23 protein-coding genes are annotated in these 24,593 nt (G+C 66.1%); 2 read left to right on the top strand and 21 right to left on the bottom strand.

Annotated features, from left to right (window positions below; translation table 11 throughout):
- Nucleotides 1-71 precede the first annotated feature (71 nt).
- A complete protein-coding gene (locus LY622_RS05745; protein WP_234283357.1) occupies nt 72-503 on the bottom strand; it encodes a C40 family peptidase in 432 nt (143 codons plus the stop codon).
- A gap of 301 nt (nt 504-804) precedes the next feature.
- Here LY622_RS05745 and gloA point away from each other — a divergent pair, with 301 nt between their 5' ends.
- Nucleotides 805-1,353: a lactoylglutathione lyase gene (gene gloA, locus LY622_RS05740; protein ID WP_234290008.1), complete on the top strand. Its 549-nt coding sequence runs from the start codon at nt 805-807 to the stop codon at nt 1,351-1,353.
- A gap of 90 nt (nt 1,354-1,443) precedes the next feature.
- On the opposite strand, the gene LY622_RS05735 is transcribed toward gloA, so the two are convergent.
- The 8 genes from LY622_RS05735 to LY622_RS05700 all read right to left on the bottom strand — a co-directional run bounded on the left by LY622_RS05735 (nt 1,444) and on the right by LY622_RS05700 (nt 8,969).
- Nucleotides 1,444-2,181: a DODA-type extradiol aromatic ring-opening family dioxygenase gene (locus LY622_RS05735; RefSeq protein WP_234290007.1), complete on the bottom strand. Its 738-nt coding sequence runs from the start codon at nt 2,179-2,181 to the stop codon at nt 1,444-1,446.
- A 65-nt stretch (nt 2,182-2,246) separates the two neighbouring features.
- Nucleotides 2,247-2,669 carry a DoxX family protein gene (locus tag LY622_RS05730; RefSeq protein ID WP_234290006.1) on the bottom strand — a complete coding sequence of 141 codons (423 nt, stop codon included), beginning with the start codon at nt 2,667-2,669 and terminating at the stop codon, nt 2,247-2,249.
- A gap of 135 nt (nt 2,670-2,804) precedes the next feature.
- Nucleotides 2,805-3,704 (bottom strand): LysR family transcriptional regulator, encoded by a 900-nt coding sequence (locus LY622_RS05725; protein ID WP_234290005.1) that lies wholly within the window; start codon nt 3,702-3,704, stop codon nt 2,805-2,807.
- 19 nt (nt 3,705-3,723) lie between these two features.
- The gene (locus LY622_RS05720; RefSeq protein WP_234290004.1) at nt 3,724-4,914 is read right to left on the bottom strand and encodes a lipocalin-like domain-containing protein; all 1,191 of its coding nucleotides are present in this window, start codon (nt 4,912-4,914) and stop codon (nt 3,724-3,726) included.
- A complete protein-coding gene (locus tag LY622_RS05715; protein WP_234290003.1) occupies nt 4,911-7,412 on the bottom strand; it encodes an FtsX-like permease family protein in 2,502 nt (833 codons plus the stop codon). The genes LY622_RS05720 and LY622_RS05715 overlap by 4 nt, the downstream gene beginning before the upstream one ends.
- Nucleotides 7,412-8,095: an ABC transporter ATP-binding protein gene (locus tag LY622_RS05710; protein ID WP_234290002.1), complete on the bottom strand. Its 684-nt coding sequence runs from the start codon at nt 8,093-8,095 to the stop codon at nt 7,412-7,414. The genes LY622_RS05715 and LY622_RS05710 overlap by 1 nt, the downstream gene beginning before the upstream one ends.
- A gap of 47 nt (nt 8,096-8,142) precedes the next feature.
- Nucleotides 8,143-8,670 carry a hypothetical protein gene (locus tag LY622_RS05705; protein ID WP_234290001.1) on the bottom strand — a complete coding sequence of 176 codons (528 nt, stop codon included), beginning with the start codon at nt 8,668-8,670 and terminating at the stop codon, nt 8,143-8,145.
- Entirely contained in the window at nt 8,667-8,969 is a 303-nt protein-coding gene (locus LY622_RS05700; protein WP_234290000.1) for a nucleotidyltransferase domain-containing protein, read from the bottom strand. The genes LY622_RS05705 and LY622_RS05700 overlap by 4 nt, the downstream gene beginning before the upstream one ends.
- 71 nt (nt 8,970-9,040) lie before the next feature.
- Here LY622_RS05700 and LY622_RS05695 point away from each other — a divergent pair, with 71 nt between their 5' ends.
- Nucleotides 9,041-10,057, top strand: a complete 1,017-nt coding sequence (locus LY622_RS05695; protein WP_234289999.1) for an AraC family transcriptional regulator — start codon at nt 9,041-9,043, stop codon at nt 10,055-10,057.
- Nucleotides 10,058-10,112: 55 nt separating this feature from the next.
- Here LY622_RS05695 and LY622_RS05690 read toward each other — a convergent pair whose 3' ends face one another.
- The 12 genes from LY622_RS05690 to LY622_RS05635 all read right to left on the bottom strand — a co-directional run bounded on the left by LY622_RS05690 (nt 10,113) and on the right by LY622_RS05635 (nt 24,581).
- Nucleotides 10,113-11,009 (bottom strand): bile acid:sodium symporter, encoded by an 897-nt coding sequence (locus LY622_RS05690; protein ID WP_234289998.1) that lies wholly within the window; start codon nt 11,007-11,009, stop codon nt 10,113-10,115.
- A gap of 56 nt (nt 11,010-11,065) precedes the next feature.
- Complete coding sequence (locus tag LY622_RS05685; RefSeq protein WP_234289997.1) at nt 11,066-12,802, bottom strand: AMP-binding protein; 1,737 nt, start codon at nt 12,800-12,802, stop codon at nt 11,066-11,068.
- A gap of 193 nt (nt 12,803-12,995) precedes the next feature.
- Complete coding sequence (locus LY622_RS05680; protein WP_234289996.1) at nt 12,996-14,648, bottom strand: fatty acid--CoA ligase; 1,653 nt, start codon at nt 14,646-14,648, stop codon at nt 12,996-12,998.
- Between the two features lie 80 nt (nt 14,649-14,728).
- Nucleotides 14,729-15,919 carry a beta-ketothiolase BktB gene (bktB, locus tag LY622_RS05675; protein WP_234289995.1) on the bottom strand — a complete coding sequence of 397 codons (1,191 nt, stop codon included), beginning with the start codon at nt 15,917-15,919 and terminating at the stop codon, nt 14,729-14,731.
- A gap of 36 nt (nt 15,920-15,955) precedes the next feature.
- Entirely contained in the window at nt 15,956-17,116 is a 1,161-nt protein-coding gene (locus tag LY622_RS05670; RefSeq protein WP_223136984.1) for an acyl-CoA dehydrogenase family protein, read from the bottom strand.
- Nucleotides 17,117-17,118: 2 nt separating this feature from the next.
- Nucleotides 17,119-18,687 (bottom strand): fatty acyl-CoA synthetase, encoded by a 1,569-nt coding sequence (locus LY622_RS05665; protein ID WP_234289994.1) that lies wholly within the window; start codon nt 18,685-18,687, stop codon nt 17,119-17,121.
- 213 nt (nt 18,688-18,900) lie between these two features.
- Complete coding sequence (locus tag LY622_RS05660) at nt 18,901-20,124, bottom strand: ABC transporter substrate-binding protein (protein ID WP_439649577.1); 1,224 nt, start codon at nt 20,122-20,124, stop codon at nt 18,901-18,903.
- Between the two features lie 534 nt (nt 20,125-20,658).
- The gene (locus tag LY622_RS05655) at nt 20,659-21,804 is read right to left on the bottom strand and encodes a metal ABC transporter solute-binding protein, Zn/Mn family (protein WP_234289993.1); all 1,146 of its coding nucleotides are present in this window, start codon (nt 21,802-21,804) and stop codon (nt 20,659-20,661) included.
- A 39-nt stretch (nt 21,805-21,843) separates the two neighbouring features.
- Complete coding sequence (locus tag LY622_RS05650) at nt 21,844-22,734, bottom strand: metal ABC transporter permease (RefSeq protein ID WP_234283341.1); 891 nt, start codon at nt 22,732-22,734, stop codon at nt 21,844-21,846.
- Nucleotides 22,728-23,465 (bottom strand): metal ABC transporter ATP-binding protein, encoded by a 738-nt coding sequence (locus LY622_RS05645; protein ID WP_234289992.1) that lies wholly within the window; start codon nt 23,463-23,465, stop codon nt 22,728-22,730. Before LY622_RS05645 ends, LY622_RS05650 begins: the two co-directional genes overlap by 7 nt.
- Nucleotides 23,465-23,620 (bottom strand): hypothetical protein, encoded by a 156-nt coding sequence (locus LY622_RS05640; RefSeq protein ID WP_181872823.1) that lies wholly within the window; start codon nt 23,618-23,620, stop codon nt 23,465-23,467. Before LY622_RS05640 ends, LY622_RS05645 begins: the two co-directional genes overlap by 1 nt.
- 73 nt (nt 23,621-23,693) lie before the next feature.
- Nucleotides 23,694-24,581 carry a metal ABC transporter permease gene (locus LY622_RS05635; protein ID WP_234289991.1) on the bottom strand — a complete coding sequence of 296 codons (888 nt, stop codon included), beginning with the start codon at nt 24,579-24,581 and terminating at the stop codon, nt 23,694-23,696.
- Nucleotides 24,582-24,593 lie beyond the last annotated feature (12 nt).

Below are 24,593 nucleotides of genomic sequence, written 5' to 3'. Positions count from 1 at the left end.
GTAAATGAGTATATTGAGTCGATTTTTAACGCAGTATGGCCAAGCGCAGGCACTTTTCGGATAAAGCGAAGTCAGGGGGCGGGGCTTGCCGCACCTAGAAACCGATCCTGCCAGTAGTCGACGTCCAGCGGTACGCTGACGACCTGGCGACCCCGCCCCGGGGCGTGGATCATCTGGCCATTGCCGCGGTAGATGCCGACATGGGTGGCCTTGCGTCGATCGCCGAAGAACAGCAGGTCCCCCGGCCGCGCCTGGCGCGCCTCGGGAAGCGTACGGAACTGGTCGTCGGCGGTACGCGGCACCGGGATCCCGGCGGCGCGATAGGCGAGTTCGACGAGCCCGGAGCAGTCGAGCCCTTCCGGAGAGTTGCCGCCGAAGCGATAGGGGGTCCCCAGGGCACCCTCCGCCGTGGCCAGGATCAGGGCTCGCTCGATGGACAAGCCTTCGCCCGGGCGCGGGTCCTGGGTGGCCAGGTCGCGGCTGGCGCAGCCGGCAAGCAGCATCAGCGTCAGCAGCAGAGCGACCAGCCGCCCCTGCCCATGACACGGCCGGGAACTGCCTGCTATTGCCACCGGGTCGAACCACCCCACTCGCTGCATCGCCCTGTTACTCTTCGCAAATCCTGTTTCCTACTTTAGCTCGAACCGTCCGTGCTTGGCGAGAATCCGTGAAAGCGCTGGGTGGATGCCGGTCAGAGCGCGCAACACAGTGGTGCCATGCAGCGAGAGGCTGGAAATATCCCGGGCGGCGCATCATCATCTTCTTTACAACCCAGTGATCAGGCAGCGACAAGGGAGAGTGGCCATGAACTTCAAGGGCGAGCAGCACCCCGGCGTAAAGATGCCCACGGGAGACACCCTCGGTTTTCGTCTCAATCACACCATGCTGCGGGTCAAGGACCCCGAGCGGTCGCTGGCTTTCTACACCCGTGTCTTCGGCATGAGCGTATTGCGCCGCCTCGATTTCGAGGAGCTGGGCTTCTCGCTCTACTTTCTGGCCAGGCTGGAAGAGGAGGAGCAGGTGCCGGAGGAGAAGGGCGAGCGTACCGTCTGGACCTTCAGCCAGAAGGGCCTGCTGGAACTGACCCATAACTGGGGCACCGAGAGCCAGGCGGATTTCGCCTACCACGACGGCAATGCCGAACCCCAGGGCTTCGGGCATATCTGCTTTTCGGTGCCCAACCTCGATGCCGCCGAGGCCTGGTTCGACGCCAACGACGTCGAATTCATCAAGCGCTCGGGGCAGGGCAAGATGAAGGACGTGGTCTTCGTCAAGGACGCGGACGGCTACTGGATCGAGGTGGTCCAGGCCGACCGGCTGGCCGGCCTGGGTGAGACGCCACTGGATCAATGAGCGTCGATGCACAGCGAAGCACCACACTCCCCGACGGAAGTGCGGTGCTGCTGTTTGGTGAGGCAGGATGATGCTTGGTGTGGAGCGCACTCAAGCGAAAGCGTAGACGTCCATGGCCAGCACCCCTTCCTCAACGCTGTGATGCAGGCGCTGTGCCCGGCCACCGGCACCCATGGCCACCAGCAGCGGCTGGAAGTGTTCGGGGGTGGGATGGTTCTTCCGGGCCTGCGGGGCCGTCTCCCACTCCAGCAGCATCGCGCGGTCATCTGCGGCCAGGCGCGTCTCGACCCAGTCGACGAATTCGCTGACCCAGGCAGGTATCTGGGCATCCGGCGGCAGCATCTCGTAGAGATTGTGAGTCAGGCTGCCGGAGCCGATCACCAGGATGTTCTCTTGCCGCAGGCCGGCGAGCTTCTCGCCCAGCTCGGCCAGCTCGGCGTTGGACCAGGTGGTGGGCAGCGACAGCGAGACCACCGGCACGTCCGCCTCCGGGAACATCAGCGAGAGCGGCACCCAGGCGCCGTGATCCAGGCCACGCTCGGTGGGCACGGCGTTGAGCTGCCGGGCCAGGCGCCTGGCCAGCTCTGGCTCGCCGGGGGCGGGGTACTGGCACTCGTAGAGTTCCCGCGGAAAGCCGCCGAAGTCGTGGATGGTCTCGGGGCGGGCGCTTGTGCTCACCAGCAGCCGGTCACTCTCCCAGTGGGCCGAGACCACCACCACCGCCTGCGGCCGCAGCGACTGGCCGAACTCGCGCAGGAAGGCGTGGGCCGGCGTGGGTGTCAGGGCCAGCATGGGGGAGCCGTGAGAAATAAAGAGGCTGGGTAACATGGGGAGACTCCTGTGAACGGGGTACGCCTGCCCGGGAAGGGCAGGCGCAGGGTGACTCGAGTGGCTCAGGCGAAGCGGCGGCTCAGGGTCAGGCTACCGCTGCCGAGTCCGGCTTGCACCAGCAGGGCGATCGCCCAGAACACCGGAAACTCCCAGCCGCCGCCTTCGTTGGAGAACACCCAGCCGTTGCCCAGATGGACCCAGGCGGCGCCGAGCAGTATCGGAATCAATGCCAGGCTCACCCAGCGCGTATAGACGCCGAACAGCAGGGCCAGGCCACCGCCAATTTCGGCGAAGATGGTCAGGTAGGCGATGAAGCCGGGCAGGCCGAGCGATTCAAAATAGCCGACGGTGCCGGGCACGGTGAAGACGAACACCTTGAGCAGGCCGTGGGCCAGGGTCATGACGCCCAGCGAGAGGCGCAGGAGGGCGGTGGCGTGTGCCTGCAGGGTGTCGGTATGGGTCAACTGGATGGCTTGGGTGGTCATGGTCGTGATCTCCGTCGGGGGGCGTTGTAGGGTCAAGTGGTGCTTCGATGGCTGTCACTCTACCCGAGCCCGATAAGGAGATAATCTGCGACTATTGCACATCACTGTTGCGCTTAGCGTGACAATCGGTGTCGCCTACAGGCCCAGCTCTTGCTCCCAGATCGGCGGATCCCCCCAGGCCTCGATCAGGAAGTCGAGCAGCCGCTCGACCTTGGCCGGCAGATGGCGCCGCGCGGGATACACACCGTAGATGCCTATCGTCACGCTGGCCTCCTCGATCAGCAGCGGCACCAGGCGTCCGCTCCTGATGCTCTCGGTGACCAGGAAACTCGGCTGGTGGGCGATACCCAGCCCGGCCTCGGCGGCCTGGGTCAGCACGTCGCCGTTGTTGCTCTCCAGGGGGCCCTGTACCGCCAGGCGAAGGCCGCCGAACTGCCATTCGCTGCCGCTGGCCGTGCGATAGCGCAGGCAGTGGTGCTCGGCCAGCTCCGCCAGGGTGCCCGGTTTGCCAAAGCGGGCGAGGTACTCGGGTGAAGCGCACAGCAGCAGGCGGCAGCGGGCCAGGGGCCGCGCCACCAGGCTGGAGTCCGGCAGTTCGCCGATGCGAATCGCCAGGTCGTAGCCCTCTTCCAGCAGGTCCACCCGGCGATCGTTGAGGTCGAGGCGCACTTGCAGCGCCGGGTGCGCCAGCATGAAGCGGGTGATCAGCGGTGAGAGGAAGCGCGTGCCGAAGGACATCGGGCCGTTGACCCGCAGCCGGCCGCAGACCTCGGTGCTGCCGGCGCCCAGCTCGGCCTCGGCCTCTTCCAGCGCCTGCAGGATGCCCTGGGCGCGGGCGAGATAGCTCTCGCCGGCCTCGGTAAGATGCAGGCGCCGGGTCGTGCGTTGCAGCAGTCGCACGCCAAGGTGGCTCTCGAGCTCCATGACCAGCCGCGAGACCCGTGTGCGCGACAGGTCCAGCGCTTCCGCCGCACGGGTGTAACTGCCGAGTTCGGCGACGCGCACGTAGGCGCTCATGGCGTCCAGCAGGTTCATGGTCTCTCCTCACACTGCGTCAATAGCCGGTCATCTCCAGGTAGCCGACGCCTCGATTCTCGCCGCTATCGGCATCGCGGGCGACCACTTCGCCTTCCCAGTAGGGCACGCTGGTGTCCATCCAGCGCTCGGCGTGGGGGGCCTCGACGACCAGGTCCAGCCCGGCGCGGGGGATTGCCAGGCGCCAGTGGGTCGGCACGTCGCGCCCCGCCACGCGGCGGGTTTCCAGCGGCGTCATGTCGATCTCGTCCGGCGCCAGCGCGGTGGGCTCGCCGTCGGGGGCGATCCAGGTGCCGGAGCGGTAGTCACCGCCGTCAGCGCCGCCGCCACGCAGCTGGAAGGCCATCAGCTTGTGGCCGCTCTCCAGATGCAGCGAGAACCAGTCCCAGCCCTGCTGCTCTGGCCCCAGCAGCTGGCTGCTCCACTCCCGGTCGAGCCAGCCGCGCCCGCTTACCGTGCGGCTCTCGCCATCCAGGGTGACCTCCCCTTCGACGCGCCAGAACGGCTGGCTGTAGTACATCGAGCCAGAGGACATCGAGCCCTGACCGTCGGCGGATTTCTGGCTGAAGCCGGCCTCGCCGTGCAGCACCAGTGGCCCCTCGGCGGTAAGGGTCAGGGCGTAGCCGAAGCCGCCGTGCTCGTCGTCCTGATGCGCCGTCAGTTCCAGTTCGGCGAAGGTGTCGGCGTCGGGTTCATCGTCTGATGTTGCTATATGGCTGGCCAGCTGCCAGTGGTCGATCCAGGCCCGGAAAGGCTGCGCCCTGGCCCCGGCCTGGCCATCCCGGTCATCGAGAGCATCGGCGGAGTGGCTGCGGGCGAAGCGCTCCGCCACCCGATGGGTCTCGCCCCGGGAGACCGCGATATGCGCCATCCACAGCTGGTCGGCGACCCAGGGCGTGGGGACGGGGCGCTCCTCCGGTGAAGTGATCGCCTGGCGAAACAGGGTCCACTGCAGGCCCAGCGGTTCGCCGCTGTCGTCCTCCAGGTTGGCGGTGAGGTACCACCACTCGATGCGGTAGTCCGGGTGGGCGGCGTGATCTTCGGGGAAGCGCAGGGTGATTCCCTCATGGGCCTGGGCGAAGTCGCCGGCCTCCTCGCCCAGCCCGGCGAAGCCGGCGGGCTCGCCTGGGGCTGCGTCATCCCGCCCGGTGTCGCAGCCGGCAAGCCACAGCAGCGTCAGCCCTATCGCGACCAGTCTGGTGGCACTCATGTGTTCGCCTCCTCGGCCAGCAGCGCCCGGGGTGGGGTGCGCCATAGGGTGATGGCGGGCAGGGCGGTCGCCAGCAGGGCGACGGCCACGGCGGTGGCCAGGGTCAGCGCGATCTCGCCCGGGAACAGGAACAGCGGCAGGCGCCAGCCGAAGGCGGCGACATTGATCACCGCCACCAGGCCCAGGGCAAGGACGATACCCAGGGGTATCGCCAGGGCGCCGGTCACCAGGGCGGCGCCGCCGAGCTGGCCCAGCTGTATCCGGACCAGTTGGGCCCGCGGGATCCCCAGTGCCCAGAGCGGCGCCAGCTGGCGGCGTCGCTCCCGGGCCTGGGCCAGCAGGCTGGCCAGCAGCGCCAGGGCCGCCACCCCCAGGGTCAGCGCACTCAGTGCCCGGGTGATGGTGAAGGTACGCTCGAAGATGCCGGTGGCGATGCGTTTGACCTCGCGCTGGTCCACCAGGCTGTCGCTGCCCAGGCCGAAGCGCCGGGTCAGCGCCTGGCCCAGCGCCGTCTCGTCGGCGCCGGCCGCCAGCACGATGCCGATGGAGCCCGGCAGGGCGCCGAAGCGGCTGGCCAACTGGGCAGTGGCAAACAGCACCTCACCTTGGGTGTTGCCGTAGTCGGGATAGACCGCTGCCACGGTGACCTGCTCCCGGCCGCGAGGGGCGCCCAGGGTCAGCCGGTCGCCAGGGGCCAGCCCCTCGCGGATCGCCAACTGCTCGTTGATGAAGGCCTCGCCGTCGTGGAAGGCCTGCCAGGCGGCGTCACGCCCCGCCAGGGTGTCCTGCAGCGGCCAGCTCGGCATCAAGGCGTCGCCGGGGGTGATGCCGTAGAGGCTGGTCGGCAACGCCAGCTCCCGGGTGCTGCCGTCGCGTTCGACCGCATAAAGGGTCGCCTCGGTGCGGCGGGTGGGCAGTAGCTCGGCCACTTCGGGGCGTTCGTCGAGCCAGGTCTCGATCTCCTCGAACTGCTCCGCCGGCGGGCGCAGGTAGAGGTCGGCGACCAGGCGCTGGTCCAGCCAGTCGAGGAAGGTGAGGCGAAAGCCGCCGACCATGCTGCTCACGCCCAGGTTGGCGGAGAGCGCGATCAATAGCGCCATCATGGCCAGCGACAGCCGCGGCAGCTGGAGCTGCAGGTCGGCCAATGCCCACTGGGCCAGGGGCCGGCGGTGCGCCAGCCGTTCCAGGCCGGCGAGCAGGGCCGCCAGCAGCGGCGGCAGCCACAGGGCGCTGGCCAGCAGCAGCGCCGCCATCAGGCCGAAACCGGCCAGCAGCCCTTCTCCCGGCGGCTGCCGGGCTAGCCAGGCCCACAGGGCTAGGCCGATCGAGGCCACCAGGGCGCCGGCCAGGGTCATGAAGGTGAGCTGGCGGCGGAACCCCGCCCGCCAGGCCTGGGCCTGGCCGAGCCCCAGCACGCTGAGCCGGGCGGCACGCCACAGCACCCCGGCGCCGGCCAGGAAGAGCCCGCCCAGGGTGACGGCGACCCCGCCGACCCAATAGTGCCAGGGCAGGCTGAGTTCGGCGGTCACGCCGGCACCATAGAGGCTGCCCAGGGTGGCGGCCACGTCCGGCAGCAGCAGCCGTGCCAGCCACACGCCGCTGACGATGCCGGCGAGCGCACCGATGATGCCCAGCAGCAACAGCTCCAGGGCCAGCAGCCCCACCAGGCGGCGTCCCGAGACGCCCAGCGCCCGCAGCGTGCGCAGCATGGCCAGGCGCTGCTCCAGCGCCAGGCCCAGCGCCGCCTGGACGATGAACAGCCCCACCACCAGCGCCAGCAGCGCCATGGCGGTGAGGTTGAGGTGGAAGCTTTCGGTGAGCTGCCCCGGCGAGGCCAGCGTGGCCGCCCGGGTCAGCACCAGGCCAGGCGGGGCTTCGTCCAGGGCATTGGGGGCGGTGACCAGCCGTGAGATTCGCTCGCCGCTGTCGAGCAGCATCGCGGCCGCGGCGATATCCATCACCAGGGTATCGGGCGGTAGCGAAGGCGCCAGCACCAGCGGTGGCAGCCGCCGCCCATCGGCCAGGCGCGGTTCGTCGCCTGGCGCCTGGCGATCCGCAATGCCCAGGGCGGGCAGGGTGTCCGGGGCCACGCGGGTCTGCCACGGCGGGGTGAGGAACGCCGCCAGCTCGCTGGTGCTGCCGGCGGTGGCGAAGGCACTGTCGCCGGGCAGGGTGAATGGCTCGATGCCGATCACCGTCAGCCGGGTGCCGTCAGGGGCCTCCAGCGTGCCCTCCAGCAGCGGCGACACCGGCAGCCCGGCGCGGCGCAGGCGCAGGTGGTCATCCCGGGTCAAGGGTTGGCCGTCGCGACGCTCCAGGCGGTCGAGCCCGGTGGTGAACAACGCCTCGGCGCGGGCGTAGCTGTCCCGGGCCGAGGCGTTGATCGCCTGTACGCCGCTCCACAGGGCACTGGCCACCCACAGGCCCAGCAGCAGCATGGCGAGCTGACCGGGGTGGCGCTTGTAGTGGGAGAGCAGTGTCGCCAGGGCAGTGAACATCAGCGGTGGCTCGCCTCCCGCTCATCGACTGGGCCGAGCCGGCCGTGGGTCAGCCTCAGGCAGCGGTCCAGCGGCGCGGCCACCTGGTGGCTGTGGGTCACCAACAGCAAGGCGCTCCCGGCTTCGCTCACCAGCGAGAGCAGCAGGCCGAGCACCTCGCCGGCACTGGTCTCGTCCAGGTTGCCGGTGGGCTCATCGGCCAGCAGCAGGGCGGGGCGAGGCGCCAGGGCGCGACCGATGGCCAGGCGTTGCTGCTGGCCACCGGAGAGCTGTTCCGGGTAGCGCTTCTCCATGCCGGCCAGGCCGAGCCGTTCGATCAGGTGGGCCGACCACTCGGCATCGTCCCGCCGCGCGAGCCTGGCCTGCAGGCGCAGGTTGTCGCCAACGCTCAGGCTCGGCACCAGGTGAAACTGCTGGAACACCAGGCCGAGCGTGTCGCGGCGCAGCCGGGCCCGGGCGGGCTCGTCCAGCGAAGAGACAGCCTGGCCGGCGACCGTTACTTCGCCGGCCTCCGGCAGGTCGAGCCCCGCCGCCAGGTGCAGCAGGGTCGACTTGCCGCTGCCGGATTCGCCCATCAGCGCCAGGCTCTCTCCGGCGTCGAGCCGCAAGTCGATGCCGTCCAGCACCTGAAGCGGTCCCTGGGGTGTCGCGTAGGACTTGTGGACCTGGCGGAATTCGAGCATGGCTGAGCCTTTCCCGGGAAAACGCTTATCGTCCCACAGGCTGGCTGCTAGGCGAAGATGCGCTCGAATTCATCCGTGAAGTCAGGGGACGCGGGCTGAACCTTGATCAGGGTACGGCAAAGTTCGAGCAGCTTGCGTGCGGTCTGGAATAACATGTCGCTGAGGTCGTGGAGCAGATTGAAATGCTCGGCGACGTCTCGGTAATCCGTGGCATAGTCATGTGCTGCCATGTTGCGAACCATGCGGCAGCGCTGCCAGTCGTCCATGGAGTCGATCACGCCCTGTTTCTCGAAGAAGGCGAGAACCTTCAGGAAGCTGTCGGTAGGTTCCCCCATCAGCAGGGCACTGTGTCGCATGGCGGAAGCCAAGGAGTCTTGAAGCTTGGCGAATCGCTCGTTGATGGCGGCCAGGGTTTCGTAAAGGTCGACATCCTTCTTGCGCGATTCCAGTTCGTCAGCATCGATGGGCCATTCGAGCTTGCCATCTGACTGGTGAAGGAACCATGCACAGCGCTGAATGGCTTCGAGCAGCCTGGCCAGGTGTCGGCGCTGTTCTTCGAGCAGATCGTGCGTCATGCCGCATCGTCCAATGGGTGGCCTTGGGAGAGAGCAATGGCCTGGAAAGGTGATGGAACCCTATCCCGGGAATAAGACAGAAGATCCACGGGCAGGTAGAGTTTCGCTTCAAGCTTACCTTTGATCTCGGCCAGAGCGAGGCGTGGCAGGGGTTTGGGCGAGATGAGCAGAAGATCGAGATCACCGCCCTTTCGGGTGTCGTCCAGGCGGGAGCCGAACAGCCTCACCTCGACGTCCGTTCCAGCGATGCTGCGGACTGTCGAAAGGATGATATGGATCTGATCGTGTGTTACGCGCATTGCTACTCACCCCATCAATGGCATGATGAGTCTAGCATTTTTTCACGAGCAGTCGTCGAGCGAGGCCCGGCGTGACCGTCACGGTATCCATGCATTTCGTCAACGAGCTGTTTCACGGCGTCCCCGTCGTGGAACATGCCCGTGGGAGCTATCTCGAGCGTGCGGGGATATCGCCGTTCCTGCTCGCGGCACCCCATGGGCGAGTCACGGTGGAGCAGTTCGCCACCCTCTACCGCTTGCTGGTGAATGAGTACGATGACGAGACGCCGGGCTTCTTCGCCCGGCCGCTGCGGGGTGGCACGCTCAAGCTGCTCTGCCTCAGCGTGCTGGAGGCGCCGACGCTGAAGGTGGCGCTGCACCGCTACACCCTGTTCTTCCGTATCGTGCTGGATGACTTCGGCTACGAGTACAGCGTCGAGGACGATCTGGCCCGGGTCGCGTTGGTGGAGCATCGACCGCCGGCGGGCAGCCGGATTCTCGTCCATGAGCTGATGCTCAAGCTGTTCCACGGCATCGCCTCGTGGATGATCGCCCGCAAGATCCCGCCGCTGATGATGGAGTGCGCCTATGCCCAGCCGGCCCATAGCGCCGATTATCTCTACTTCTACCCGGGGAAGGTGAGCTTCGAGCGGCCGCAGACCGCCATCTACTTCGACGCCGCCCTGCTCGAGCAGCCGATCCGCCAGACCAAGAGGCACCTGGGCGCCTTCCTGCGCCGGGCACCCGCCGACTGGTTCTATGTCTCCTTTGCCGATCGCCTGGTCTCGCATCGGGTGCGGGAGCACCTCTCGCGCCACCTGGCTACCTCGGGCTCGGTGCACGACGTGGCGCGGGCGCTGCACATGTCGGTGCGCACCCTGGCGCGTCGGCTGGCCGCCGAGGGCACCCACTTCCAGGCGGTGAAGGACGAGTTCCGGCGCGACTTCGCGATCCAGGCGCTGACTCGCAGCGAGCGGCCACTGCTGGCCATCGCCGACGAGCTGGGATTCCGCGACCTGGCCTGCTTCAGCCGTGCCTTCAAGTCGTGGACCGGCAACTCGCCCGCCGCCTACCGGCGGGCGATCGCTTCCCTGCCTCAGCTTGCCTGACACGCGCCTCCTGGCTTAGGCCCACTGGCTCAGGCCACCTGGCGAATGCGCTTCTTCAGGCCGGTTCGACCTTGGCCTGATCTCGTGCCAGCTCCTCACTCCGGGTCCAGCGGCGATAGAAGACGGTGGCAATGCTGGAGTTGATGACGATGAACAGCGAATACATCACTGGCATCAGCAGGATGAGCTGCTGCGTTTCATCGGCAAACGTCATGATGACGATCAGCGCCGCCAGCGGGCCATTCTGAATGCCGGTTTCCAGCGACACCGTTCTGGCTTTCTGGGGATTCAATCGCAGTACACGGGAGAACAGGTAACCGAAAGTGAAGCCGATGAGGCCGATCAGAATGACAGCGGCATAGACTTCCCAGCCGGTTTCCACCAGCAGACGCCAGTTCCTGGGCACCCAGGTAACCACCAGGAAGATAATCACGATGGCGCCGAGAATTCCCCCCATCAGTTCGATGACGGCGCCGATATTGGAGTTCTTGCGACGCAGCCACATGCCGATAAGGGTAGGAATCAACAATACGAAGAGCAGCCGGGCGATCTGATCCGGCGGGATGCGGAAGGCATCATCGATGCCCTGGGTGTAAAGCTCCATCAGCAAGGGCACCATGACGAAGCCGGCCAGGGTGGAGCAGATGGTCATCATGATGCTCAAGCTGAGCAGGCTTTTCGAAAAATAGGCGAAGATATTGGACGTCGTACCGCCGGGCATGCAGCCAACCAATACCAGGCCCACCGTTTGCTCAGCGGTCAGGTTCAGCACTCGCGATAACAGAAAGGCGATCAGCGGCATCAGCATGTACTGGGAGGCAAAACCTACCCCGACTGCCTGAGGGTGGCGCAAGGCCAGCCTGAAATCCTTGAAGGTCAGTGATGACCCCATGCCAAACATGATGATCACCATCATGATGGACAATAAACTCTCTTCCAATGGACTCAGCATGCCTTATGCTCCAACAATTGTTGTTATCAAGCCCGATAAATCAGCCGATGAGCCGGTCAGTCGCCAGTGGCTGCGGCTCGCACTTCCTTGCGCAAGACCTTGCCGACCGGCGTCTTGGGCAACTCGCTCCAGAACACGACTTTCCTGGGTACTTTGTAGGCAGCCAGTTCCCGCTTGCAGTGTGCGATGACATCCTTCTCGGTGACGCTCTCCTCACGCAGGACCACATAGGCATGGACGGCTTCTCCGGTCTGAGCGTCGGCGGCCCCGATCACCGCTGATTCCTGTACCTGCGGAATGAGGGCAATGCAGTCTTCGACTTCATTGGGGTACACGTTGAAGCCGCTGACCAGAATCATGTCCTTCTTGCGATCGACAATGCTGAAATGGCCGTCTTCACTCATGACACCGATATCGCCCGTATAGAACCAGCCATCCTTGATGGCATTGGCGGTTTCCTGGGGGTTATTCCAGTATCCCTTCATGACCTGTGGCCCGCGCACGATGATTTCGCCCGGCTCACCGACCGCTACCGGCTCGCCCTGTGCATCGACAATGCGTACGTCGGTATCCGGGGCGGGTATGCCGATGCTGTCTGGACGCTCCTGGCCGATGGGGTTGAAACAGATGACCGGGGAGGTTTCCGTCAGGCCATAACCCTCCGCAATGGGACTGCCCACCACCGCGCGCCAACGCTCGGCTACCGCCTTGTGCAGCGCGGTGCCACCCGCCAATGCCACCTTCATGGATGGAGGTGGATAGACGGTGAACCATTCCTCGTTCAACAAGGCGTTATAGAGGGTGTTGACGCCCGAAATCCAGGAAATGGGGTAGTTGTCGAAAGCGCGCTGGCAATTCTGAATCGGGCGCGGATTGGGCACCAGAACGTTGTGGGCTCCTTTATGGTAAAACGCCAGCAGGTTAACGGTGAAAGCAAAGATGTGGTAGATCGGCAAGGCCGTCAGAATACATTCCTTGCCCGGCTCAATGTGGGCGCTGGCGACCGAATCAATCTGCTCCAGGTTGCTGATCAGGTTGCCATGGGTCAGCTCGGCGCCCTTGCTGACCCCGGTGGTCCCCCCGGTGTATTGCAACAAGGCGGTATCCGAGCGGGCCAAATGCTGCCAGTACTGGCGAACATCGATGCCGGCAGCGGCCTTCGCTTCCCGCCCTTTTTTCAAGGCTTGATCGATGGTGTCGACATCCAGCCGATGTTGGGGAATCACCCGGTTCCAGTATCTGAGAATGAGCTGCAACACCCCTTTCACTACGGGAGGGAACCACTGGGCAACAGAGGTGACCACCACCTGCTTGATATCCGTCTGCTCGATGATGGCCTCCAGCTTGTCGACGAACATATCGACGATGACCAATGCTTGCGCACCGCTGTCATTGAACTGATGCGCCATTTCCCTTTTGGTGTAGAGCGGATTGACGTTCACCAGGATGAAACCGGCCTTGAGGATGCCAAAGGCAACAACGGGCAGCGTCAGGCAGTTGGGCATCTGAACGGCCACACGGGTGCCGGCTTCCAGTTTCACGCACTCGCGCAGGTAAACGGCGAAGGCATCGGACTTTTCATCGACTTCGGCATAGGTCAGGCGCCCATTCATACCGTTGGGCATGCAGGTGGTGAAGGCGAGCTGTTGGCTGTAGTTTTGCCCTGCCGCCTGAATGAGCGCCGGCAGGTTATCGTGTAAATGGTGGCTGGCAGAGGCTTCATCGGCATCAGGGCGGGAGGCGAGGTAATGGCTCATCCAGGGTTTGTTATCGTAATACTGAACGTTCGTCATGAATGGCCTCTCGTGAATGCCCTCTGGTGAAGGGTCTGGCTGTTGCACAAGGCGGTTCTATCTGCCGGCACGGCGACTCAGGCCTTTTTTATTGCCTTCATGCATACAGTAACCAGCTCTGCGGTTGAACAACAGTTGAACAGCAGCAGTCCAGGGGTGCTGGGCGACCCCTTCCTGCCACTGCCTGCCTGGTTCACACCTCCTGGCGGATGCGCTTCTTGTCGAGCTTGCCCACGCTGGTCTTGGGAATCTCGTCGACGAAGCGGATGAACGAGGGAATCGCCCAGCGGTTGATCTTGCCCTGGTCGACGAACTGCTGGAGAAACGCCTGCACCTGCTCCGCCTCGGGGGGGTGGTTGAGGTCGCTGGCCACCACCAGGGCCGCGGGGCGCTCCCCCCACTGCTCGTCGGCGACGCCGATCACCGCCACCTCGGAGACCCCGGGGTACTGTCCGATCAGGTTCTCCAGGTCCAGCGACGACACCCACTCACCGCCGGTCTTGATCACGTCCTTGATGCGGTCGCGGATCTGCAGGAAGCCGCGCTCGTCCAGGGCCGCCACGTCGCCGGTGTGCAGCCAGCCATCGCGCCACAGCTCCTCGCTACGGGTCTCCTCCTTGTAGTAGCTCTGGGTCAGCCAGGGCGCCCGCACCCGCACCTCGCCGATGCTCTCGCCGTCCTGGGGCAGCGGGTTGCCGTCCTCGTCGACCACTTCGAGACTTACCAGCGGCACCGCGACACCCGCCTTGCAGCGCCAGGGCAGCTGGCCTTCGAAGTCGGCCTGGTCGATGTCCCGGGGCAGGATGTCGGCGGTGAGCAGCGGGCAGGTCTCGGACATGCCGTAGGCGCTACGGGTATCGATGCCCAGCTCCCACGCCTTGCGGCACAGCGGCTGGGTCAAGGGGCTGCCGCCCACCAGCACCTTCCAGCCACTGAGGTCGACCTTGCCCGAAGCGATGGCGTCGGCACTGACCACCATGTTGAGCAGGGTGGGCACGCAGTGGGAGAAGTCGACCTTCTCGCCGACCAGCAGCTTGACCAGCATCTCCGGCTCGTAGCGCCCGGGGTAGACCTGGGTGGCGCCCATCAGCGTGGCGGTATAGGGCACACCCCAGGCGTGGACGTGGAACATGGGGGTGATCGGCATGTACACCTTGTCGCGGTTGAGCAGCTCGAAGCCCGGGGTCTGGAAGGTGCTGGCCTCGGCCAGGGTGTGCAGAACCAGCTGGCGATGGGTGAAGAACACGCCCTTGGGATTGCCGGTGGTACCGGTGGTGTAGAACAGCGTGGCGACGGCGTTTTCGTCGAAGGTGGGGAAGTCGTAGTGGCGTGGCTGCTCGGCCAGCAGCGCCTCGTACTCTCCGGCCAGGTTCAGCGAGCTCTCCGTCGACGAGGGGGCATCCTGGCACAGCAGGTAGCCACGAATGCGCGGCAGCTTGGCGGCCAGCGGCTCGAGCAGTGTCACGAAGTCCTCATGCACCAGCACGAAGTCGTCCTCGGCATGCTCCATGGTGTAGTGGATCTGCTCCGGCGCCAGGCGCACGTTCACGGTATGCAGCACCGCGCCGATCATGGGGATGGCGAAGAACGCCTCCAGGTAGCGATGGCTGTCCCAGTCGAGCACCGCCACCACGTCGCCGGCCGTGACGCCCTGGGCCGACAGCAGGTGGGCGAGCTGATGGACCCGTTCGCGGAAGCGGCGATAGTCGTGGCGGGAGAGGTCGCGGTAGACGATCTGGTTGTCCCCGGCCATGCGCACGCCGGAGTCGAGCAGGTCGCCGATCAGCAGCGGCGGGTTGGTGGCCGAAGGCGTGGCGGGCAGGATCTTGGGTGTGACGCTGTTCATGTGCGGCTCCTTGTCGTTGTTTCCGTCCAGGCTTCGCCTGTCGCTCAGCGATGGCGTAAGAGATGGCTTCAAAGATGGCTTCAGCGTTGGCGCTCGATGAGTAGCGCAATGCCCTGGCCGCCGCCGATGCACAGGGTAATCAGCCCGTAGCGTCCGCCGGTGCGCTCCAGCTCGGCCAGCGCCTTGAGCACCAGGATCGCCCCGGTGGCGCCGACCGGATGGCCGAGGCCCACGGCGCCGCCGTTGGGATTGAGGCGTTCGAGGGGGAAGTCGAGCTCCCGGGCCACCGCCAAGGCCTGGGCGGCGAAGGCTTCGTTGGATTCGATCACGTCGATGTCGCCGATGGTGAGCCCGGCCTGGGCCAGGCACCGCTTCACCGCGGGGATCGGCCCCAGGCCCATCAGGGATGGCTCGACCCCGGCGACCGTGCCGGCGACGATCCGCGCCCGGGGCGTCAGGCCACGCCGGCTGGCCTCCTCGGCCTGTGCCAGCACCAGGCTGGCGGCGCCGTCGTTGAGGCCCGAGGCGTTGCCGGCGGTGACCAGCCCCTCCTTCTGGAAGGCGGGCTTGAGCTTGCCCAGGTCGGCCAGGGTCACGCCGTCGCGTACGTGCTCGTCGCGGTCGAACTGGCGCTCGGCTTTGCCCTCGCGCACCGTGACCGGCACGATCTGGCCGTCGAAGCGGCCCTCGGCAATGGCGTGGGCGGCCTTGTGGTGGCTCTCCAGGGCGAACTGGTCCACTTCCTCGCGGGTCAGGCCGAAGCGGCTGGCGATGTTCTCGGCGGTGACGCCCATGTGGCCGCTGCCGAAGGGGTCGCTGAGGATGCCCAGGGTGAGGTCGGTGACGCTGGCGTGACCCATGCGCAGGCCGTTGCGGGCCTGTGGCGGCAGCAGGTAGGCGCCGCGGCTCATCGATTCGGCGCCCCCGGCCAGGGCGAAATGGCTGTCGCCCAGGGTGATCTGCTGGGCGGCGGAGAGCAGCGCCTGCACGCCGGAGCCGCACAGGCGATTGACGTTGAATGCCGCGGCACCCTCGGGCACCCCGGCCTCCAGGGCGATATGACGGGCCAGATAGGCATCCTGGGGGCCGGTGGTGATGATATGGCCATAGACCGAGTGGTCGATGGCACCGGCCTCGATGCCGGCGCGGCGGATGGCTTCGCGGGCGGTGATGCTGCCCATCTCATGGGGGGCGAGGCCGGCCAGGCTGCCGCCGAAGCTACCGATGGCGGTGCGGGCCCCGTCGAGAATGACGACTGAGTCGAATAGCATGGTCTGTCTCCTGAATGACGGATTCCGGGCCCGGCGTCAGCCCGGCGTGGCACCCCTGCCGAGCAGCGAGCGTGCGATCACCTCCTTCATGATTTCGGAGGTGCCGGCGTAGATGGTCTGGATCCGCGCATCCACATAGAAGCGCGAGATCGGATACTCCCGGGTATAACCGTAGCCGCCGAAGAGCTGCAGGCAGGCATCGATATTGCGGCACTGCATCTCGCTGAGCTCGAGCTTGAGGATGGCGGCATCGGTGCTGCTCATCTCGCCGCGTCGATACTTGGCCACGCAGTGTTCGAAGTAGGCGCGGCCCATGTCGATCTTGGCGCGCACCTCTGCCAGGGTGAAGCGGGTGTTCTGGAAGTCCCCCACGGCCTGGCCGAAGGCGCGGCGCTCCTTGACGTAGTCCAGGGTCAGCGCCAGGGCGCCCTCCATGGCGCCCAGCGCCTGGGCGCCCACCCCCAGGCGTTCGCGGGGCAGTTCCTGCATCAGGTAGCGGAAACCGGCTCCCTCGTCGCCGAGCAGGGCGTCGGCGGGAAGCTGCAGCCCGTCGAAGAAGAGCTCGGCGGTATCGCTGGCGTGCTGGCCGATCTTCTTGATCGACTTGCCCCGGGAAAACCCCGGCAGCGAGGTGTCGACCAGGAACAGCGACACCCCCTTGGCCCCGGCGGCGGTGTCGGTCTTGGCACAGACGATCACCATATCCGCCACCTGGCCGTTGGTGATGAAGATCTTGGCGCCGTCGAGTTGCCAGCCCTCGTCGGTGCGTTGGGCCCGGGTCTTCATCGCCGCCAGGTCGCTGCCCGCATTGGGTTCGGTCATGGCGATGGCGCCGATGGCCTCGCCCCGGGCCATGGCCGGCAGCCACCTCTCCTGCTGCGCCGGGGTACCCACATGCAGCAGGTAGGGCATGACAATATTGGCGTGGATGTTGTAGGCGCTGGCCAGCCCGCCGAACCCCTGCCGCGAGATCTCCTCCAGGGCGAACTGCGTGATGGCGAAGTCGGCGCCGCTGCCGCCGACCTCCTCCGGCAGGTCGATGCCCAGCAGCCCGGCCTCGCCGAGCTTGTGCCACAGCGAGCGCGGCATCTCGCCCAGCTCTTCCCACGCCTCGTAGCAGGGGGCGACCTCCTGCTCCAGGCAGCGCCGGATCATGTCGTGGAACAGGGCGGTCATGTCGTCATCGGGTGTGCTCATGGTCAGGCGTGAAGCTCCTTTCTCAGTTGGCGCTTGAGGATCTTGCCCGCGGTGCTCTTGGGCAGGGCGCCGGCGAAGAGGATCCACTTGGGCACCTTGTAGGGCGCCATCAGGCCCCTGGCGTGGGCGATCAGCGCCTCCTCGCTCACGTCAAACCCCTCCTTTAGCACCACCACGGCGGTGATCGCCTCGATCCACTTGGCATCGGGCAGGCCCACCACGGCCACTTCGGAGACGGCAGGGTGCTTGAAGAGGGCTTCCTCGACCTCGCGGCTGGCCACCACGATCCCGCCGGTATTGATGACGTCCTTGATGCGGTCGACGATGTAGAGATAGCCCCCCTCGTCGAAGTAGCCCACGTCGCCGGAGTGGAACCAGCCGCCGGCGAAGGCCTCCTCGGTCATCTCCGGCTTGTCCCAGTAACCGGTGAGCAGCTGGGGCGAGCGGTGCACGATCTCGCCGTGCTCGCCGGGTGCCACGTCGTTCATCTCCAGGTCGACGATGCGCGTCTCCACCGTGAGGATGGGGCGACCCGCCGAGGCCGGCCGTGCCGCATGCTCCTCGGGGCGCAGCACGGTGGCCAGCGGGGCGATCTCGCTCTGGCCGTAGCAGTTGTAGAGCCCCACGCCGGGAATGCGCTGCTGCAGTTCTTCCACCACCGATACCGGCATGATCGAGGCACCGTAATACGCCTTCTTCAGTCGGTTCAGATCGTGGCTGTCGAAGTCGGGGTGGCGCAGCAGGCTGATCCACACCGTGGGCGGGGCGAAGAAGGAGACGATGCCTTCACTGGCGATCTGCGTCAGGCAGTCGTCGGGCAGCGGCGCTTCGCGCAGGTGCACCGGGGCGCCGAGCAGCATGGCCGGCATCAGGAACACATGCATCTGCGCCGAGTGATAGAGCGGCAGGGCCGCCAGCATCGGCTCGTCGCCCTTGATGTCGAGCTCCACCATGCAGGCCATGTACTCGGCGAGCAGCGCCTGGTGGGTCATCATCGCCGCCTTGGGTGCCGCGGTGGTGCCCGAGGTATAGAGCAACTGGGCCAGGCTGGCCCCTTCCACGGCCACGTCCGGCTCGCTGTCGTCGCTCTCGGCACTGTCTCTGTCGAGGGCCAGCTGCAGCACGTCGAAGCTTTCCTGATCCGTGGCATGCAGGGTGCCCGAAAGCGTGAGTCCGAGCCCTTCGCTCGCACTTGTCACGTTGTCGGCCAGGCTCCGGTCGCTGAGCAGCCCGGCCGCGCCGGACTGCTCGAGGATATAGCGCAGCTCGTCGGCGCTCAGGGCGAAGTTGATCGGCACGTGCACCAGGCCGGCGCGGGTGGCAGCCAGCCAGGCGATCACATAGGCGTCGGAATTCTTGCCGTACACCGCCAGGCGGTCGCCGGGAGAAAGGCCCGCCGCGAGGAGCCGGTTGGCGACCCGGTTCACCGCCCGGTCGAGTTCGGCGTAGTGCCAGCGGCGCTCATCGAAGGCCAGCGCCAGCCTGGTGGGGTGCTTGCGGGCGCTGCGGCTCAGGGCGGCACCGATGGTGTTCTGCTGGATGCGTGATGGTGTTGTCGTTGTCATGTTCATCGGTTCCTGGAGCTATCAGGCATCGTGGGTCGTATCGAAACGTCGGCTGGGGCTGGCCGGCTCGGCCGTCGTGACGATGCCTCGGCGCTTCCCCCGGCTTCAGCCGGGGGCATGGGCGATTCATCGGCGCAGAGCACCCATAGCAGGGAGGTGCTGGCACGCGGCGGTGAACCAGGGCGAGAAACGCTCATGTCACGTCTCCGGTCACGGCGCTCAGGCATCGTTGTTAACCAGGTGGCACTGGCTCGCTGACAGTGGGCGGAAGGCTTCCTCGGCCGGGATGGTACGCACGATCCGGAACAGGTCGTCCTCGTCCTGCGACTCTTCCGGCGACTTCACCTCCACCAGGTACATGTCGTGGACCATGCGGCCGTCCTCGCGGATATAGCCATCGGTGGCGAAGATATCGTTGATCGGGGTTTCGGCCATCTGCTGGCGCACCGCCTGGGCCTCGTCGGTGCCGATGGCGTCGATGGCCTGGAGATAGTGCAGCGTGCTGGAGTAGAGCCCGGCATGAACCATGGTCGGCATGCTGCCGGTGCGTTCGCGGAAACGCTCGGCCCAGGCGCGGGTCTCGTCATTCAGGTCGTAATACCACGCCTTGGTGAACTGAAGCCCCTGGGCGGCCTCGAGCCCGATGCTGCGCACGTCGGTACTGAACAGCACCATGCCGGCGAGTATCTGCCCCGCCTGGGTGATGCCGAATTCACCGGCGGTGGCGATGGCGTTGACGGTGTCGGCGCCGGCGTTGTTGAGCGCGATCACGTCGGCGCCCGATGCCTGGGCCTGCAGCAGGAACGACGAGAAATCGCTGGTGGGGAAGGGGTGTCGCGCCTTGCCCACGATGGTGCCGCCGTTCTCGGTGACGACGCGCTCCACGTCACCTTCCAGGGCGTGGCCGAAGGAGTAATCGGCGCTGAGCAGGTACCAGCTGGCGTTGCCCTCCTGGGTGATCGCCTTGGCGGTACCGTTGGACATGGCCCAGGTGTCGTAGACCCAGTGGATATGGTTGGGCGAACAGCTCTCGTTGGTGACCCCGGAGGAGACGGCACCGTTGACCAGCCCGAGGCGGTTCTCCTCCTCCAGCAGCTTGACCGCGGCAAGTGTGACCGATGAGGCGACCAGCCCGGTGACCATGTCGATGTTTCGCTCGTCGATCCATTCGCGCACGATGCTCGAGCCCACGTCGGGGCTGTTGCGGTCGTCGGCGCTGAATACCACGACATCGGCACCGGCTACGCTGCCGCCGACGTCCTCGATGGCCATTTCGATGGCATCCAGCCCCTGGGGGCCGATGGGGTCGCGGTAAGGGCCCGACATGTCGGCCAGGTAGCCGATGCGAATCTCGTTGTCGGTGATCTCGGCAGCACCGGCGTGGCCGGCGAGCATGACGGAGGCGGCGAGTGCGCCCATGGCGAAGCGGTGGGTAGCGTGCATTCTGTTGCCTTGTGCGTTGTTGTTGTACGAGCCGCCGGTAATCGACGGCGCTGGATTCAAGCTGTGGATAACCTGTGTATTTTCGTGTGAACTTTTGTGCGTAAGGTGTTGGCTGGCTGTGGATGGCTCCATTCCGGCCGATCCGGCGCTGTTTCATGGTAGGAGGAAACTCACGCTGCGGTTTTACGCATCGCGCCACACTTTTTGCATTTCGTGCCAATTATCAGATGGCTTGAAAGAGCTAAGACTTTGGTCCTAGGGGTGGTGTCCGTGGCTAGCTTGGCTTCATTTAAAGATGTTCTATTGAAATCAGCAGGATGGAGAGTGCCGCGAGAGGGAGGGCGCTGTAGCGGGGGAGGCTGGGCGATACAGATCATGCCAGGTTTTCTTTGGAAAAACGTGGCGGGCGGCAGGGGGCAAGCCGCTGTTTGAAAGGCAGGAATGGGGCCAGCAAGGCCATGCAAGCAGCGGGGGCGCATTGGCGCCCCCGCTGTGGATTACGCAGCCGCTAGCGGCGCGCTCGGTACCGTCCGGTCAATGGCTATGGCCATGCCCGTGATCGTCGTCGTGGTCATCATGGCTGGGTTCGGCCAGGGCGTCATGCAGCACCTGGGCATTGTGACGCATCATGCCGAGGTAGGTGCTCGCGTCGCCTTCGGCGGCCAGGGCGTCGGCATAGAGGGTGCCGGCGATGGGCAGGCCAGTCTCCTCCGACAGCTGGTTGATGATCGCCGGGCTGGTCATGTTCTCGTGGAACAGTGCCCTGACGTTCTGCTCGCGAATCACGTCGATCAACCGCGCCATGTCGGCGGCGCTGGGCTCGGCTTCGGTGGAGAGACCCACCGGTGAGAGGAAGCGGATGCCGTAGGCGTTGGCGAAGTAACCGAAGGAGTCGTGGCCGGTGATCACGCTGGTGGAGGCGGGAATCTCACCGATCAGCTGACGAATCTCGTCATCGGTGGCCTGCATCTCGTTGATGTAGCGCTCGGCGTTCTCGCGGTAGGCGGCCTCGTTGTCCGGGTCCGCCTCGATCAGCCCTTCGAGAATATTGCCGACATAGACCTGGCCCATGGCGAGATCCTGCCAGCCATGGGGATCTTGTTCGCCATGCGCATGGTCGTGGTCATCGTGGCCGTGGTCGTCATGATCGTGCCCATGGTCGTCGTGGCCGTGATCCTCATGATCGTGCCCATGGTCGTCATGCCCATGGTCGTCGTGGCCGTGATCGTCATGATCGTCATGGTCGTGCCCATGGTCGTCATGATCGTGTCCATGGTCGTCATGGTCATCATGATCGTCATGGCCATGTGCCTTGTCATGGTCGTGGCCATGGTAGTCGAGCTTGTCGATACCGTCGGTAGCCGTCACCAGCGGGCCGGCGTAATCGCTGGAATCGATCAGGCGCTCCATCCAGCCTTCGAAGAGCAGGCCGTTGAATACCACCAGGTCCGCATCGGCCAGGTCGCGGGCGTCGCGCGGGCTGGGTGAGAAGACGTGGGCGTCACTGTCGGGGCCGACCAGCGAGGTCACCTCGACGTGCTCGCCGCCCACGTTCTCCACCATGTCGGCCAGGATGCTGAAGCTGGTAACGACCTGTACGCGTTCGGCGGCGAAGGCAGCCGGCAGGGCGAGCATGGCCGTGGCGCCAATCACCAGGGCGGAGGGCTTGATGGTACGCATGCAGTACTCCTTGGTTTGTTGTCGGTGTCTATGCGGCGGTCAGTGAGGCTCGGGAGCCCCCAGCGGTGCCGCGCGTCGGCGCAGTCGCGCAGTCAGGCTGTGGTGGCGGCCGAACAGGGCGGAGAGCATGTAGCCCACGCCGGCCAGCAGGATGATGGCAGGACCCGAGGGAATGCTGAGGTGATACGACAGCAGCAGCCCGCCGGTACTGGCGATCATGGCCAGCACGATGGCGATGCCGATCAGGCCTTCCAGGCGCTTGCTCCAGAAGCGCGCGGTGGTGGCCGGCAGCATCATCAGGCCCACTGCCATCAAGGTGCCCAGGGTCTGGAAACCGGCGGTCAGGTTGAGCACCACCAGGCCGAGGAAGATGCCGTGAACCAGGCCGCCATGCATGCCCTGGCCGCGCAGGAACAGCGGGTCGAGGCACTCCACCACCAGGGCGCGGAAGATGAGCGCCAGGGTGATCACGATCACGCTGCTGATCGCCGCGATCAGGATCAGGGCGGTGGTGTTCACGGCGAGGATCGAACCGAACAGCACATGGGTCAGGTCGACGCTGCTGCCGCCCAGCGAGACGAGCATCACCCCGGCCGCCAGCGAAATCAGGAAGAAGCTGGCCATGGCGGAGTCTTCCCGGTGGCCGGTCATCTGGGACACGCTACCCGCCAGCATGGCTACCAGCAGTCCCGAGAGTACGCCGCCAAGGCTCATGATCGGCAGCGAGAAGCCGGCGAGCAGGAAGCCCAGCGCAACACCGGGCAAGATGGCATGGGCCATGGCATCGCCGATCAGGCTCATGCCCCGCAGCATCAGGAACACCCCCATGGGGGGCGCCGCCAGCGACAGGGCCAGGCCGCCCACCGCGGCGCGCCGCATGAAGCCGTAATCGAAGGGAGCGATCAGCCACTCGTAGAGCAGCGCTAGCATGTGCTGACCCCCGGGATACCCAGCGTCAGCCGGGCGGTGCCGGCAATGGGGGCCTGGCCCTCGAGAATCGCCTGGGGCGAGGTCCAGTGGGCGTGGCCGTTGGCCAGCACCACGACCTCGTCGGCCAGACGCGAGAGCTGCTCCATGTCGTGCAGCACCACGATCAGGGTGGCGCCGCTGGCGGCCATGTCGCGAAGCACCGTCATCAGCACGTCCACGGTTTCGCTATCGACGTTGGCGAAGGGCTCGTCGAGCAGCAGCAGCTCCGCTTCCTGCATCAGGGTACGGCCGATCAGGGCGCGCTGGCGCTGGCCGCCGGAGAGTTCACCCAGCGGGCGGTGCGCCAGGTGCGAAATACCCAGGCGAGCCATGACCTCGCGGCCGCGGCGATAGTGGCGGGCGCAGTACCCGGTGAGCGCTCCGTGGCTCGGCCAGCTGCCGGTCATGACCAGCTCTTCCACGCTCATGGGGAAGGTGAGGTCCAGTGCCAGCTGCTGTGGCAGCCAGGCGCGGCGCTCCCTGGGCACCGAGCACGCCACGCGGCCGGCCACCGGCTTGAGCATGCCCATGATCCCCTGGATCAGCGTGCTCTTGCCGGTGCCGTTGGCGCCGACCAGCGCGGTGATGGCGCCGTCGCGAAAGCGACCGTCCACATGCTCGAGTACGGTGCGGTTGGCCTGGGCCAGCTGCAGGTTGTGCAGCTGCAGCCGGGAGTTGGGTTCCTGCTCCATCAGCCCCACCACCCTGCCGCCCAGGAGACGGCCAGCCAGAGCGCGGCCAGCGGCGCGGTGGCCAGCAGCAGGCGGCGCGTGGCGGAAAGCGACATCAGCGAGAAATGGCAAGGCCCTTCCTGGCGGTGTCGATGCGAACGTGAGCGATGTGCCATGGGTTGGCCTCTCGGCGCGATAAGATTAACTAGGATATAACATAACAAATGTGCCGGCCGGCGGGGAGGGGGCTCACCGTTTTTCGTGACTCAAGACCCGGTGCGGCGTGCGCTGGCGAGCCAGCATTCCATTGCAGGGCCCGACCAGCACGGAGAGCGCATAGCCCGCCCCCGTCAGCAGCACGATGGTGGGCCCGGTGGGCAGCCCGGCGTGATAGGAAACCAGCAGCCCCGTGACACTACAGGTCACTGCCCAGCCGATGGCGATGGCGATCATTCCCTCCAGGCGCCGGCTCCAGTAGCGCGCCGTGGCCGCCGGCAGCAGCATCAGGCCGGCGGCCATCAGCGTACCCAGGGACTGGAAGCCCACCACCAGGCTGAGCACCACCAGGCACATGAACAGCCCATGGGTCCAGCCGGCGTGCCTGCCCTGAAGCGTCAGGAACTGCGGGTCCAGGCACTCCATCACCAGTGCCCGGAAGCTGATGGCCAGGCCAACCAGAACCAGGCTGCTGACCAGGCAGACCAGCAGCAGGGTGCGGCCGTCGACGGCGAGTATCGAACCAAACAGCACATGCCCCAGGTCCAGGGCGCTGCCCGAGAGCGAAATGATCATGACCCCGGCGGCCATGGCCACGAGAAACAGGCTGGCCATGGCCGCGTCCTCCTTCAGGCCGCTGAACAGGGTCACGCTGCTGGCCGTGGCCACGGTGACAAGCCCCGCCGCCACGCCACCCAGCATCATCAACGGCAGCGAGAAGCCCGCCAGCATGAAGGCCACCGCCACGCCGGGCAGAATCGCATGGGAGAGCGCCTCGCCCATCAGGCTCATGCCGCGAAGCATCAGCAATACCCCGAGGATGGGGGCGGTCAGCGACAGCGCCAGGCAGGCCACCAGCGCTCGGCGCATGAAGGCGTAGTCCAGCGGCGAGGTGACCCACCAGAGTAGTGAATCGATCATCGGGCTCTCTAG

The sequence above is a fragment of the Halomonas alkalisoli genome, from assembly GCF_021412585.1.
Classification (GTDB): domain Bacteria; phylum Pseudomonadota; class Gammaproteobacteria; order Pseudomonadales; family Halomonadaceae; genus Halomonas; species Halomonas alkalisoli.
The sequence above is the reverse complement of the archived record's forward strand: the minus strand, read 5'-3'. Positions and strand labels throughout refer to the sequence as shown.